This window comes from Solihabitans fulvus, from assembly GCF_008386585.1.
Taxonomy (GTDB): domain Bacteria; phylum Actinomycetota; class Actinomycetes; order Mycobacteriales; family Pseudonocardiaceae; genus Solihabitans; species Solihabitans fulvus.
In genome coordinates, this window is record NZ_VUOB01000031.1 from 91,823 (window position 1) to 105,189 (window position 13,367).

10 protein-coding genes are annotated in these 13,367 nt (G+C 70.2%); all 10 read right to left on the reverse strand.

Going from position 1 to position 13,367, the window contains the following annotated elements; all coding sequences use genetic code 11:
• Positions 1-37: 37 nt before the first annotated feature.
• The 10 genes from F0L68_RS18830 to F0L68_RS18875 all read right to left on the reverse strand — a co-directional run bounded on the left by F0L68_RS18830 (position 38) and on the right by F0L68_RS18875 (position 13,315).
• On the reverse strand, positions 38-1,684 hold the full coding sequence (locus tag F0L68_RS18830; RefSeq protein ID WP_149850911.1) for a glycoside hydrolase family 13 protein: 1,647 nt from the start codon (positions 1,682-1,684) through the stop codon (positions 38-40).
• A 64-nt stretch (positions 1,685-1,748) separates the two neighbouring features.
• Complete coding sequence (locus F0L68_RS18835) at positions 1,749-2,591, reverse strand: carbohydrate ABC transporter permease (RefSeq protein ID WP_149850912.1); 843 nt, start codon at positions 2,589-2,591, stop codon at positions 1,749-1,751.
• Positions 2,581-3,525, reverse strand: a complete 945-nt coding sequence (locus tag F0L68_RS18840; protein WP_149850913.1) for a carbohydrate ABC transporter permease — start codon at positions 3,523-3,525, stop codon at positions 2,581-2,583. Before F0L68_RS18840 ends, F0L68_RS18835 begins: the two co-directional genes overlap by 11 nt.
• A 5-nt stretch (positions 3,526-3,530) precedes the next feature.
• A complete protein-coding gene (locus F0L68_RS18845; protein WP_149850914.1) occupies positions 3,531-4,808 on the reverse strand; it encodes an ABC transporter substrate-binding protein in 1,278 nt (425 codons plus the stop codon).
• Positions 4,809-4,859: 51 nt separating this feature from the next.
• The gene (locus tag F0L68_RS18850; protein ID WP_223198922.1) at positions 4,860-6,485 is read right to left on the reverse strand and encodes an FAD-dependent oxidoreductase; all 1,626 of its coding nucleotides are present in this window, start codon (positions 6,483-6,485) and stop codon (positions 4,860-4,862) included.
• Positions 6,482-7,525 carry a LacI family DNA-binding transcriptional regulator gene (locus F0L68_RS18855; RefSeq protein ID WP_223198923.1) on the reverse strand — a complete coding sequence of 348 codons (1,044 nt, stop codon included), beginning with the start codon at positions 7,523-7,525 and terminating at the stop codon, positions 6,482-6,484. Before F0L68_RS18855 ends, F0L68_RS18850 begins: the two co-directional genes overlap by 4 nt.
• A gap of 195 nt (positions 7,526-7,720) precedes the next feature.
• Positions 7,721-10,129 carry a penicillin acylase family protein gene (locus F0L68_RS18860; protein WP_149850915.1) on the reverse strand — a complete coding sequence of 803 codons (2,409 nt, stop codon included), beginning with the start codon at positions 10,127-10,129 and terminating at the stop codon, positions 7,721-7,723.
• Positions 10,130-10,267: 138 nt separating this feature from the next.
• The gene (locus F0L68_RS18865; RefSeq protein ID WP_149850916.1) at positions 10,268-11,473 is read right to left on the reverse strand and encodes a family 2 encapsulin nanocompartment cargo protein terpene cyclase; all 1,206 of its coding nucleotides are present in this window, start codon (positions 11,471-11,473) and stop codon (positions 10,268-10,270) included.
• Between the two features lie 83 nt (positions 11,474-11,556).
• Positions 11,557-12,417 (reverse strand): geranyl diphosphate 2-C-methyltransferase, encoded by an 861-nt coding sequence (locus F0L68_RS18870; RefSeq protein WP_149850917.1) that lies wholly within the window; start codon positions 12,415-12,417, stop codon positions 11,557-11,559.
• Positions 12,418-12,934: 517 nt separating this feature from the next.
• Positions 12,935-13,315, reverse strand: a complete 381-nt coding sequence (locus F0L68_RS18875) for a DoxX family protein (RefSeq protein ID WP_149850918.1) — start codon at positions 13,313-13,315, stop codon at positions 12,935-12,937.
• Positions 13,316-13,367 lie beyond the last annotated feature (52 nt).

Consider the following 13,367-nt stretch of genomic DNA (forward strand, 5'->3'; position numbering starts at 1 on the left):
GGTGCTGCTGGTGCGGTTCACGGGGTTCGGTCGACGGTCAGCGCGGGTCCGGTCCGAGGAACCAGGCCGCGGTGTCGGGTGGGATGGATCCGTTCGCGCCCAACGGTCCCGAGGCGAGCAGCGGCGTCGCCGCCGACGGGGGCGCGATGCTGTCGGCGCTGCTGTTGAGCCACACCTCGATATCGGGGTGGCCCTCGGCGGCGCAGCGGTAGGCGAGCACGTCGGCCGGGCTGTCGAGCCAGGTGAGGGTGCCTCGGCCGAGCTGGGGCGAGGCTCGCCGGATCTCCAGCGCCCGCCGGTGCAGCGACAGCGTCGAGTCCGCGTCGGCGGCCTGGGCCTCGGCCGTCAGGCCGGCCCACCGCGTCGGCATCGGCAGCCAGGTGTCGGCCCCGCCGAAACCGTAGGGCGGCGCGTCGCCGGACCACGGGATCGGCACCCGCACGCCGTCCCTGCCACGGACCGTGTGGCCGCTGTTCTCCCACGTCGGGTCCCGCAGCGCCTCGACCGGCAGGTCGTCGACGTTGTCCAGGCCGAGTTCGTCGCCCTGGTACAGGTAGACCGATCCCGGCAGCGACAGCTGGACGAGCGCGGCGGCGCGGGCCCTGCGGCGGCCGAGCTCGATGTCGCCGTCGCCGTAGCGGGTGACGGGCCGGGGAATGTCGTGGTTGGTCAGCACCCACGAGCACGGTGCGCCGACGTCGGCCATCGCGCGCAGCGACCCGTCGATCGCGGCGCGGTAGGCGGCCGCGCCCCACTCGGCCTCGACGAGCTTGAAGTTGAAGGTCAGGTGCAGCTCGTCTGGCCGGACGTAGCGCGCGAGCCGCTCGTCGGACTCCACCCACACCTCGCCGACGGCCATGGTGCCCGGGTAGGTGTCGAGCACGCGGCGGAAGCCCCGCAGGTGCTCGTGCACGCCGTCCTGGTCAAGGCGCGGGTCCTCGGCGACGCGGGGCTGGCCCGGCTCGGGGAAGATGGTCATGTCTCGCAACGGGTTCGGCTTGGCCATGCCGTGCGCCACGTCGACGCGGAGGCCGTCGACGCCCCGGTTGAGCCAGAACCGGAGCACGCGGTCGTACTCGGCGACGACCTCGGGGTTCTCCCAGTTCAGGTCGGGCTGTTGCGGCGTGAACAGGTGCAGGTACCACTGGCCGTCGGGCACCCGCGCCCACGCCGATCCGCCGAAGCAGGCCACCCAGTTGTTGGGCGGCTCGTCGCCGCCGGGACCCCTGCCGTCGCAGAAGATGAACCGCTCGCGGGCCGGGCTGCCCGGCGCGGCGGTCAGGGCCTCGACGAACCACGGGTGCTGGTCGGAGACGTGGTTGGGGATCACGTCGATGGTGACCTTCAGCCCGCGCTCGTGCGCGGCCGCGGTCATCGCGTCGAAGTCCGCGAGGGTGCCGAACTCGGGATCAACGTCGGTGTGGTCGGCGACGTCGTAGCCGCCGTCGACCATGGGCGAACGGTAGAACGCGCCGAGCCAGACCGCGTCGACGCCGAGGTCGACCAGGTGGTCAAGGCGGCTGGTCAGGCCGGGCAGGTCCCCGATGCCGTCGCCGTTGCCGTCCGCGAAGCTGCGCGGATAGACCGTGTAGTAGACGGCGTCCCGCCACCAGTCGGGTCGGTCGGCACGCAGCGCGGCAGCGGTGGCCAGCGCGTCCTGTGTCCGGGCAGCCGGATCGGTCATGATGAAGCCACTCCTGGGGTGATCGCGGTCGAACTCGGTCGGTGGGGTGGTGCCTGGGCCGTCGCTACCCGGTGATCCCGGTGTGCGCGAGTCCCTGGATGAACTGGCGCTGCGCGATGACGAAGACGATGAGCATCGGGACGGCCGTGAGCGACGAGGCGGCGAGCTGAACGTTCCACATCGCGCCGCCGTAGGAGTCCACGTACTGGGTCAGCGCCTGGGGAAGCGTGAACTTGTCCGGAGTGGACAGATACACGATCGGTTCGAGGTAGAGGTTCCAGCTCTGGAGGAACGTGAAGATCGTGACCGCCGCGAGCGCCGGCCGGGACAGCGGCAGCGCGACGCGCCAGAACATGCCGAAGCGGCCGAGGCCGTCGAGGCAGGCTGCCTGCTCGAGCTCGTCGGGCAGGGCGATGAAGAACTGCCGCATGATGAAGGTCGCCAACACGCTGGGGGCGCCGAGGACGGGCACCAGGATCAGCGGCCAGTGGGTGTCGACCAGGTGCAGCGACCGGAACAGCTGGAACAGCGGGACGATGGTGGCCTCGCTCGGCACCAGCAGCCCGGCGAGGATCACCAGGAACAGCACGTTGGCGCCCCGGAAGCGAATGCGGGCGAACGCGTAGCCGGCCAGCGCGGACACCGCCACGGTTCCCACGGTGACGATCGCGGCGATGTAGAGGCTGTTGAGGTACTGGCGGGCGAACGGTTGCAGCGTGAAGACGTCCCGGTACGCCGACAGCTGCCAGGTGCCGGGGAGCAGCGAGGGCGGGTAGCCGAAGATGTCGCCGATCGGCTTGAACGACGAGGTCACCATCCACCAGGCCGGGAAGACGAACGGCAGGCACAGCACGCACAACAGCCCGTAGAGCACCACCTTGGCGCGGGCCGAGAGGCTAGACCTCATACATGACCCACTTCCTGCGCATCCGCCACTGCACCAGGGTCAGCGCCAGGACGATGCCGAACAGCAGCACCGCCAGCGTCGCGCCGTAGCCGAAATGGTGGAACTGGAACGCCTGCTGGTAGAGGTAGTAGACGAGCACGTTGGTGGCGTTGCCCGGCCCGCCCTGGGTGAGCACCGAGACCTGGGCGAACATCTGGAGCGAGCCGGCGATCGTGATGATCGAGGCGAGCAGGATGGTCGGGCTGATCATCGGCATGGTGATCCGCCAGAACCTGGTCCACGCGCCCGCGCCGTCCAGCTGGGCCGCCTCGTGCAGCTGCGGCGGAACGCCCTGCATCGCGGCGAGGAACAGCACCATGTTCAGTCCGACGTTCTTGAACACCTGCACCAGGATGATAGAGACGATGGACGTCCCGCCCTGGCGGAGCCAGTTCGGCCCGTCGATGCCGATCGCGTGCAGGATCCCGTTGACGCCGCCGTTGTCCTGGAGCAGGAAGCCCCAGACGATGCTCCACGCGACGACCGACACCACCACCGGCGAGAAGAACAGAAGCCGGAAGAAGGCGATGCCGCGGATCTTCTGGTTGAGCAGCACGGCGAGCAGCAGCGCCAGCGCCAGGTCGAGCACGACCAGCCCGGCGCTGAAGAAGGCGGTGGCCCGCAGCACCGACGGCGTGTTGGGGTCCTCGGCGAGCTGACGGTAGTTGTCCAGCCCGACGAAGTGGAACGTGCCGGCCAGCACGTTCCACTCGTGCAGGCTGTAGTAGAACACCATGCCGAGCGGAACCAGCACGAACACGATGCTGCCCAACACCTGTGGGGCGATGAACAGGTAGCCTGCGAGGCTGTCGACCCGGCGGGCCGTCCACCATCGCCTGCGCGGCCGGCCGGCGACTCCTGGCACCTCGTCGCGCGGCGGAGGGTGAGCTGACATGACGCCTACCTGTTCAGTAGCGGTTGGATCTTGGCGCACACACCCGACAGGACCTTCGTGACATCGGCGTCGGCCTGCCACAGGGGGTCGAGGGCGGCGCGCACGGTCTGGTCGATCTCGGCGAAGTTGGTGTGGCTGTCCTGGGGCACGCCGTTGGTGATGCCGTTGACGACGACGTTCTGGAGCTGCGCTGGCGACAGCAGCGGATTCGCCTTGGCCAGGGTGTCGGCGGTGAGCTGCGACCTGCGCGGCGGCGGGAAGAACTCGGCCAGCTTCAGGGAGTTCGCGGGACCGGTCATGAACGCGAGGAAGTCCGTTGCCTGGCCGACGTTCCTGCTGCTGCTGAACACCCCGACGCCGGCCTGACCGAACACGCCGTAGGCGCCGGCCGGCCCGGACGGCAGCGGCACGAGGTCCCATTTGAACTTGTCCGCGAGCAACGAGGCCCGGCTGATCTGGGTGATCGTCATGGCCGAGTCGCCCGCGAAGAAGTCCGCGGTCGTGCCGGGCCCCGGCATCGCCTTGTCCGCGAAGACCGCCTTGTGCAGGAACGACATCGCCGAGGCCATCGCCGGTTTGTCGAAGCCGCAGGACTTCCCGTCGCCGCCCCACGCCTGCGCGCCCCAGCCGTCCCACACAGTGGCGAGCTGGTACCAGTTCTTGTAGTCGAAGTCCCGCACCACCAGGCCGGCCTTGCCGGTGCCCGCGGCGGTCGCGGCGGCCATCGACGCCAGCGCGGTCCAGTCCCACCGGCCCGCGGCGATCAGCTCGGCAGGCGTCTGCTGCCCCGCCTTGGCGAGCAGATCGGTGTTGACGAACACGCCGAAGGGCGAGGTGGAGAACGGGTAGGCGTAGAGCGTGCCGCCGCCGCTCCACACCTTGGTGGCGTTGGGCAGCAGGTCCCCGTACTGGTAGTCGGCGTTGCGCGACAGGGTGTCCGTCAGCGGTGCGAGCGCACCCGAGGAGACGAAGTCCGGCGCCGCGCCGCCCAGGATCCAGGCGAGGTCGGGGGCCTGTCCGCCGGCGATCTGGGTGGTCAGCGTCGCGGTGTAGCTGTCCTGCGGGATGGAGTCGAACTTCACCGAGACCTGGGGGTGGCCGGCGTGATAGTCCGCCGCGATTCCGTTGAGCAGCGCCAACTGCTTGGGATTGGAGCTGAACAGCGCGAAGCGCAGCGTGGTCGGCCCGCCGCTCGCCGGGGTGTCGCCGCTGCCGCAGGCGGCCAGCGTCGTGGTGAGCGCGACCGCGGCGGCGAGCGCGCGAAGGACAGTGGTCCGTCGCATGGTTGGTTCTCCTTGCGTTCTGCGTCTGGTGCCCTGCCGTGCTGGGACTGGTCAGTAGCCGGTGATCTCCGGCCAGTGCAGTTCGACGCCGTCGGCATGGAGTCGCTCCTGGAAGTCGTTGAGCAGCACCGGGTCGTTGCGGACCGCGCGCGGGGTGGTGCGCTCGCGCAGGCAGTACGCGGCGAGCGCGCCGGCGACCTCGCCGATGTTCCACTCGACGGGGTGTAACCGGTAGCAGCCGTTGGTGATGTGCGTGGTGCCGATGTTCTTGCTGGCCGGCAACAGGTTCTGCACGCGCTGCGGGACGAGCGCGCCGAGCGGGATCTCGAACGGGCAGGCGGCGACGTCGATGTAGTTGTCGCCGCCCGTGGAGGGATGCAGGTCGATGCGGTACATGCCGACGCCGACGCTGTCGTCGTAGCGCACCGCGCCGTGCTCGCCGCGGATCGCCATCGACAGGTCCTGTTCGACGATCGTGCGTTCGGCCCTGATGCGGCGGGACTCCCGGACGTAGGGCGCCTGGGCGAGGCCGCCGGGGTTGCCGACGATGTCCGCGCGCAGCCGCAGGTTCGGGAAGCCGGTGCCGCCGTCGGGTCGCGGCGCCTCGTGCTGCATCCAGTACAGCGCCGACAGGGACAGCTCCCTCGCCTCGGCCAGGCGCGCCCGCGGGTCGGGGACGTCGATGACCGGGGCCTCGAAGTAGTCGATCATTGGCCAGTTCACGAGCGTGATGTCGCTGGCGTAGGAGCCCTCGACGAAGTTTCGGCGCGCCGCGATCCGCCGGAACAGCCACAGGTCCGTGGCGCCAGCCTCGGTGCGCTGGTCGTTGACCGTGTGCGGGTCGTCGTCGGGGTTCGGCGAGAAGACCCTGGTGTCGGTCGCCAGGGTGCGCGGATCCGGCGCCTGCCAGGACAGCAGCTTCGCGCCCCAGAACTCCGGCTCGCGGTCGCGCCAGAACGCGTAGGTGGCCGGCTTGTCGATGCGGTGGTCACCGTCGACGTGGTCGACCGCGAAGCAGTAGGAGACCGCCTGCATGTTCGCCGGCTGCGGCACGGCGGGGGCGTGCGGCTCGCCGGTCTCGGCTTGGGACTCGAAGCCGGTCACGTACTCCACGCCGGCCAGCGGCAGCAGGTCGCCCGTCTCGGTGGCGTCCAGCACGTAGGGGGCGGCGACGGTGACGTCCCCGCCGCCGTCGCGGTGCCGCAGCCGGACCGAGGTCACCCGGTCGCCGTCGGTGTCGGCGCCGACCGGCTCGTACGGTTGCAGCACGGTCAGCCTGCCCGACGCCCGGTGCGGCGCAAGCATCGCCTCGATCACAGCGAGCGCGACGCGGGGCTCGTGGCACAGGCGGCTGACCCGGCCGGCGCCGGGATTGAGCTGCCGCCAGGATCTCGCCCGCTCGGTCAGCGGGTAGCGCTCGCGGTAGTAGGCGCGAATGCCCTCGCGCAGCGCGCGGTAGCTGGCGGTGCCGCCGAACTGCTCGATCCACCAGTGCTCGTCCGGTGGCACGGCCTGGCTGGTGAGCTGGCCGCCGAGCCAGTCGTACTGCTCCGTGAGGATGACCGTCGTCGCGGGCTCCCGCAGGGCGGCCAGCGCGGCGGCGACTCCCCCGAGGCCGCCCCCGACGACCAGGACATCGGCGGTCAGGACGTTGGCGGTCAGGACCGAGCTTCTCACGGTGTGCTCCTCGGTGCGGCCAGGGTCGCGCCAGCCACGATCCGGCAGGGCAGTAGTCGGGTGCGGGGTCCCCGGTCGCCGCCGAGAATCCGGGCGAGCAGGTCGACGGCCTGCGCCCCCATCTCCTCGCGGGGGATCCGGAACCCCGTGAAGTCCGGTGTGGCGCGGGCGGTGCGCGGCGGGCTGCCGCCCAGCTCGACGAGCGAGACGTCCTCGGGTATCCGCACCCCGCGCCTGCCGCACTCCTCGACCAGCGCCGCGGTGTCGTCGGGATCCTCGACGAACATCGCGGTCGCCCCGTGCTCCACCAGGCTGTCGAGCACTTCGCCGGCGTCGCGTCCCTTGGCGCGCAGGCGAACCGACCGGACGCCCGCGTCGGCGACGCCGGCCGCGAAGCCAGCCCAGCGGTCGGCCGATGACTCCGGACCAGCGCCCTCGCCGACGAACGCCACCGTGCGGTGGCCGAGCCCGCCCGTCCGCCGGACGAGCTCGGCCACCGCCGACACGTAGTCCGCGCCGACCGCCGCGACCGGGCCGGCGGCCACGTCGTCGCGGCGGCCGACGGACACGAACGGGAAGCCCTCGGCGACCAACCGCGCCAACTCGGCCCGGTCCACCCGCCGTCCCAACACCACACAGCCGTCGGCCAGCCGGAGCCTGCTGCCCGCGTGGAAGATCTTCCGACCGCCGTCGACGACCGGGGAACTGGTGAACAGCACCAGGTCGTAGCCGAGCTGTTCCGCGCGCCGCTCGATGCCGGCCAGGAACGGGTGGTAGAAGTCGAGGTCCTCGCTGGGAAACACCGACTCGTAGGTGAACACGCCGAAGATCCGGTTGTCCTGCGAGATCAGGCTCCGCGCGATCGGGTTGGCCACGTAGCCCGTGCTCTGGATCGCGGCCAGGACGCGGTCGCGAGTCTCCTGCGGGATGCGGATCTCACCGTCGTCGCGGTTGTTCAGCACCATCGACACCGTCGCCTGACTCACCCCGGTCATGCGGGCGATGTCCTGCTGCGTGGTGCGCCGCTTCTCCTTGCCCATGCCCTCTGCTCACCTGCTTATTCCTATTATCACTGCGGTGTGAGCAGGAGCATGAGTGATTTCGCGAACCCATGTCAAGAGATCGAACCAGATTCTTCTTAGATAATAGCTATTATCAGTCGACCGTCCCAGTCGGACACTGCCGCGCGGACGCGCACGGCGACAGCAGGGCGACGCGCCGTCACCCCCGGCCGGCTACCCGTCCGTGCCGATGTGCACGGTCCGCAACACCGGTGAGGCGAGGATGTCGCGCTGACAGAACCGGTCGGTCACCCACTGCTTGCGGGAGAACAGGTCGAGCTGGTCGTTCGCGTGCGGCGAGGTGGGGTCCGCGGACTGGGAGTAGGTCAGCAGCGTCCGCGCGTCCGGGCACTGGGTTCCGTTGAACGCCACCACGTGCAGGTAGCTCGTGCTGTTCTGGCCGAGGTGGGCGCCGATGGCGTCGTAGCCGTTGGCCGGGTCCCACTGGCTCGCGATCACGTTGAACGAACCGGTTTCGCCGCGCCCGCCGCCGATCGGCACGCGCCGCTGGCCGACCTGCACGTACTGGTGCTCGCCGAGGGGCGCGTCCAGCGGGATGCCGGCCGCCCGCAGTTCGTCGACGGCGTCGGCCAGCGCCTTGGGCAGCAACGGGTTGGCCGTGTCCAGGGTGTTCGGGGTGCGCACCGGATCGTTGACGTCGAACGGGGTCAGCCACAGGCCCGCCGCGCGCGCCACCCTCGTCCAGTACCGGCTGAACAGCAGGGCGCCCCGGCTGTCGATGTTGCCGTGCCGGTCCCAGCCGGCCAGCGCCTGACAGGCCGCGCCGACGTCCACGGTCGTCCCCGAGGAGTCGACGGCGTGACCGCCCGGCAGGTTCCGGCACATCGCGACCGTGCCGTCCACCGCGAGCTCGGCCGCGTACATCCGGTTGGACAGCACCAGGTCCTGCGCCGACTGTCGGGTGAACGGCTCCCTCGCCAGCTGGTCGGTGATCTCCGTGAGGGTGTCGCGGGTGCGCACGTTCCGCTCGGTCGCCGAGGGGCCGAGCACCCGGGGGTAGCTCGCGGACGGCGCCGTGGCGTTGGCCAGCCAGTAGCTCTCGTTGGAGTTGGCGAGGTAGTCCGCGCGTTGCTGCACCGGCAGGTTGCTCGGACCGAAGATCCCCGGCTGCACGGCGTCGCGGTCGGTCGCCCACGCGCAGTCCGAGCGCGACCCGTCGAGCACCGCCAGTCCCGACTTGGGGAAGGTCTGCTGGCCGAGCGCGGTATCGCAGCGCCGCGCCTGCTCGTCGGTCACGTTCGCCACCACGGTCATGCCGGAGAAGATCGTGTCTCCCTTGGCGTCGGCGGCGAGAATGTTGAACATCGGGCTGCCCTGGGTGGTGCGCAACGCGGAGCGCAGGTCCGCGACATCGCGGGCATGGGCGGTCTCGAACAGCCAGTTGAGCATGCGCATGTTCTGCGCGTTGGGGTCAGCCAGCGCGTAGGCGCGCTCGGTGGTCCACTGCACCGGCAGGCCGCGGAAGCTGGTCACCACCGGGCCGCGATCGGTCCACCACTGGGTGTGGGTCTCCGGGCGCACGGTGCCGTCCGGCTGCGCCACGTCGACCGTGATGTCGCGGCGCCGCATGGGTTCCGGACGGCCGTCGACCAGATAGCTGGTGGGCGTGCCGGGCACCAGCTTCAGTTCGAACAGCGTGAACGGGGTGGCCGCGTCGGCGATCGTGCCGCTCCACGCCAGCGTCCCGGTGTGGCCGAGGGTGATCATCGGCAGGCCGAGGAGGGACGCCCCGCTGACGTCGAGCCGTCCCGGGATGGTCAGCTGCGCCTGGGTGAATCGGAAGTCGCCGCCCCACGGCAGGTGCGGGTTGCCGATGGAGATCCCCCTGCCGTTCGCCGTGGCGTCCCGGCCGAGCGCGACGGCGTTGCTGCCCGGCCCGGACAGGTCGGGGGCAGACACCGGCACGGCGGCGTGCGGGTCGGCCTGCGGGGTGTCCTCGGTCGGCGGTTGCGCGGCGATGCCATCCGGCGTGCCCGACTGGCCGAGCGCGAGGCCCCATGCGTAGGCCCGCCGGTAGACGTCCAGCTCGGTCATGGGGCGCAGCCACGCGGCGCCGGCGCAGCTGGTGTGGCCGCCCTCGGCGAGGACGGCGTTGTAGCCGGCCGCGTAGCCGCGCACCATCGCCCGGACACCGGGCTCCGGGCCGAGCGGCGCGGGCTGGTCGACAAGGCGGTCGACCACGTGGCTGTCGTTGAGCCCGGTGAAGTACAGGTCGCTGGCCAGGTTTGTGCTCGCCAGGCTCAGTGTGTTGGTCGGCGCGGCGTCCTTGCCGAAGAAGCGGGACCTGCGGCCGTCCAGCCCCAGCATGCCCTCCCCGATGGCGCACAGGTTGTCGCCCGCCGCCGCGTAGCCCTGGCCGTAGCCGAGGCTCGCGTAGTCGTGCGCGACGATGTGCGCAATGCCGAACTCTGTGTAGCGGATCGTCGCGGACAGGCCGCGCGCGTGGTCCTCGGCCGCCTGCGCCGAACCGAACGGCACCGAGCCGAACGACACGGCGACGAGCGCGGCCGCCACGGCCACCGCCGTCCGGGCGGGTCGACGGCGTAAGCCCTTGTGGGACACGAGAATCGCCTCCAGTGATCGAATGCGGTCCTCGTCGACGCTGCCGTACCCGGCCGGCGGCCACAGCCGGGCAGGCAGCAGTCTTCGTGGTGAGGCCAGCCCTACCCTCACCACGAAGACGGCCCTGCCCTTGCTACATCACTCCTCGGTGGCCGGCCGGCTCCCGTACCGGGGATTGGTGGAGTGCCACTCGAAACTCCCGCCCATCCACGACCGCAGCCCCCGCAGGAACCGCTGAAGCTCGACGGACGGCACGGCCTGTAGGTCGCGGTGCGCCGCCTGGAAGTCGCGGACGACGTCGTTGTGCAGGCCGACGGTGATCTCGGTGGCCTCCTCGATCGAGCAGCCTCGGTCGGCGGCGATCTGTAGCACCATGTTGCACGGCGGGTTCTCGTCCGCCAGGTCCTTGGTCACGGAGTGGAGGTCGTTCACGAGCACGGCCGCGGTCCCCGCCTGGATGGCGGCGCTGCGGACTCGCGGCTCGTAGAACACGTTCGCGTCGAGTTCGTAGCCACCGAGGACATCGATCAGCGTCATCGAGGTGTAGAAGCTGTCGTGTTGCCTCGCGGCCAGGTACTCCCACGCGGGCGGGGACTTGTCGGCGTGCTTCCACGCCGCGTAGGCGGTCCAGCTCACGAACATCGCGAACGTCGAGTAGCAGACTCGCTGCACCTGGGCCGGCGTGCCGTAGCGCGACAGGTGGTCGACACCCGAGCGCAGCGCGACGAGCACGCGGTCGTTCGCCAGCGTCTCGTCCAGCTCGCGGGTGAACTCCCCCATCGGCGGGACGGGATCCATGGCCGCCATCGCCAACGACAGCCGGGGCGGCAGCTCGGCCGGCACTGCCCCGAGCGCCGTGTCGTCCGCGTACAGGTCGTCGGCGGCCCACCACGCCGCGTTGAGCTTCGCCGAGATCAGCAGCCGGTCCGGGTCGTCGCAGTCGGGATGGGCGAGCGTGACCAGCTGTCCGAACCTGGCGGCGCGGAGCTGGTCCAGCTCGTCCTCCTCGAATCCGCATTCCTCGCCCCACGCTACCAGCCGCTCGTCGACCACGACGCCGAGCGAGTCGTCTGTCCGCTCGGTGATCGGGCAGTACAGGGGTGGCGCACTCCCGTCGCCCCACGGCCTTTCCGCGTACGCGGGATCCCCCCCGACCTCGCTCGGGGGCTGTGTCGACTGGTCCGCCCGAGCCTCGTTGACCCCAGCTTCGTTGACCCGAGCCTCGTTGAGCTGCGCCGCGATGCGGGCGGCCGAGGTGCCCAGGCCGCTCGGCCCGGTCAGCACGGCGGGCACGGCGGCGTCCGACGGAAGGACGGGACGAGGTATGGGGAGGGTGTCCGGCATCGCTGCTCCTCTGCGTCTCCACGGTGTCGGAAACGATTGGTTGGCGCCGATCTGTTGCCGTGTGGGAGAAAAAGCCGAAATGGTCAGACGCGGTCGGCGGCGATGAGCAGGTAGTGGAAGCTGCCCTCGCGGTACGCGGTGAGGAAGGGGCCCTCGATCCCGGTGGCCACCGAGGACCTGGCGCGCAGCTCCCAGTAGGGGATCGTCAGGGCGGTCAGGTCGACGACGGAGATCGGCACGAGGTTGTTCTCCGTCATCGCCTGGAAGTACTCGCTGCGCCGGTGGATGTTGCAGGTGTAGTGCTGGTCGATCTGGCTGACCGCCTTGGACCGGCCACCGGTCACATCGTTGTAGCAGCCGGTGATGGTGACGTAGCGGCCGCCGAACTCCAGCTGCCTGGCGTGTTCCGCGAACAGCTCGCGCAGGTCCACGTACATGGTGCTCTCGTTGTTCCAGATGCCCCGGTATCCGCCGGTCTCGAACCCGGTGTCCAGCATGTTGCGGAAGTGGTAGCGCACCCTGTCGGACAGACCGCGCAACGCCGCCTGCCGGTTGGCGAACTCGACCTGCTGCTCGGAGATCGAGACCCCGTCCACCTGACAGCCGAAGCGTTCGCCGGCCATGATGCTCGTGCCGCCTCGGCCGCATCCGGCGTCCAGCAGCCGATCGCCGGGAGAGACCGCGCCGAGGTGGTCGAGCAGGACCTCGGACTGGGCGGTCTCCAGCCGGTGCATCTCCGCGATGATCCGCTCGTTTTCGGTCTCCTGCGGGCCTTCCAGCACGGACGGGTCGACCTCGCCGATCCCGTAGTGATGGTGGTAGAGCCCGTCGACATCGCCGAGCAGCAGGTTGACCGGGTCCTTCTCGTTGTTCCAGTAGGCCGCGACGGACTTCTGGTATTCGCTGCGCAGGACGTTGCCGGAGGCGGAGCGGGTCGAGGTCACTGGCGGTTCCCTTCAGCTGGTCGTGTCGCCGGCGCGGCGGAATCGCCCGTCGTGCGGCCGTTCGGCCACGACATGGCTTTCCTGGCGTGGTCACGGTTCGGGGGCCGTGCGCCAAGGAGAACGTTCCCTGCCACCGGGGTGGACGTGCTGTTCGAGACCATCCTCCGCAGCCCGCGATGCGGCAATGGGCCGCCCAGCTTGCTCGCGCACAGATTTCACCGAGGGTCATCGTCGGCTGCTCGATTGAGTTAGTCGCACACTGTGTCGCTTGATGCATTCGGACCTTCGCCGACCCAGAGTCGTTGTGCCGGGTAGCAGTCGCGATCGTCGTGGACCCGCCCTGCTGGGCCAACATGGGGCTTCGGCGCACCGAAGAGTGAAGCAGGGCGCCGCCCGGCCAGTTCGTTTTCCGCCGCAGCTTCCGCCAGATAGACCCGGCCGGACGCGGTGTCGCCCTCCATCCGGATCATGCCGGAGCGCGCCGTTTGCACTAAATAGCCCCAGAAATCCCGAAAGATCAACCGGCGAACGGCGGGAAGCCGAAGCGGCCCAACACAACGAAGGCGGCCATGGCGAACAGAACGACGTTCACCACGATGGCCGACGCCTCGCGGCGGCGAAGGTGCGTGATGGCCGCGCCGACCATCAGCAGCAGCCAACCGACGGCGGCCAGCGGCACCAGCACCGGGGCGATGTCGAGCACGGCCGGCAGGATCAGCCCCACCGCGGCCAGGACCTTGAGGGCGCCGATGGCCTTGACGGCGCCTGCGCCGAAGTCCTCGACCCAGGCCCAGCCCGAGCCGGCCAGCTTCTCCTTGGGTTGCGTCAACAGCATTGCGCCGCCGCCAAGGGAGGCGATGGCCAGCAGTCCAGCGGTGATCCACAGTGCGATGTTCATGACGGTCCGACGACGCAGCCGTTACCTGAGGTGTGAGTGAAGGTGAGTCCAC

What these genes read in the sequence shown, in the direction of transcription:
- F0L68_RS18840 (WP_149850913.1), bottom strand. Translation starts at nt 3,525, where the DNA reads ATGTCAGCTCACCCTCCGCCGCGCGACGAGGTGCCAGGAGTCGCCGGC.
- F0L68_RS18845 (WP_149850914.1), bottom strand. Translation starts at nt 4,808, where the DNA reads ATGCGACGGACCACTGTCCTTCGCGCGCTCGCCGCCGCGGTCGCGCTC.
- F0L68_RS18875 (WP_149850918.1), bottom strand. Translation starts at nt 13,315, where the DNA reads ATGAACATCGCACTGTGGATCACCGCTGGACTGCTGGCCATCGCCTCC.
- F0L68_RS18865 (WP_149850916.1), bottom strand. Translation starts at nt 11,473, where the DNA reads ATGCCGGACACCCTCCCCATACCTCGTCCCGTCCTTCCGTCGGACGCC.
- F0L68_RS18835 (WP_149850912.1), bottom strand. Translation starts at nt 2,591, where the DNA reads ATGAGGTCTAGCCTCTCGGCCCGCGCCAAGGTGGTGCTCTACGGGCTG.
- F0L68_RS18855 (WP_223198923.1), bottom strand. Translation starts at nt 7,525, where the DNA reads ATGGGCAAGGAGAAGCGGCGCACCACGCAGCAGGACATCGCCCGCATG.
- F0L68_RS18830 (WP_149850911.1), bottom strand. Translation starts at nt 1,684, where the DNA reads ATGACCGATCCGGCTGCCCGGACACAGGACGCGCTGGCCACCGCTGCC.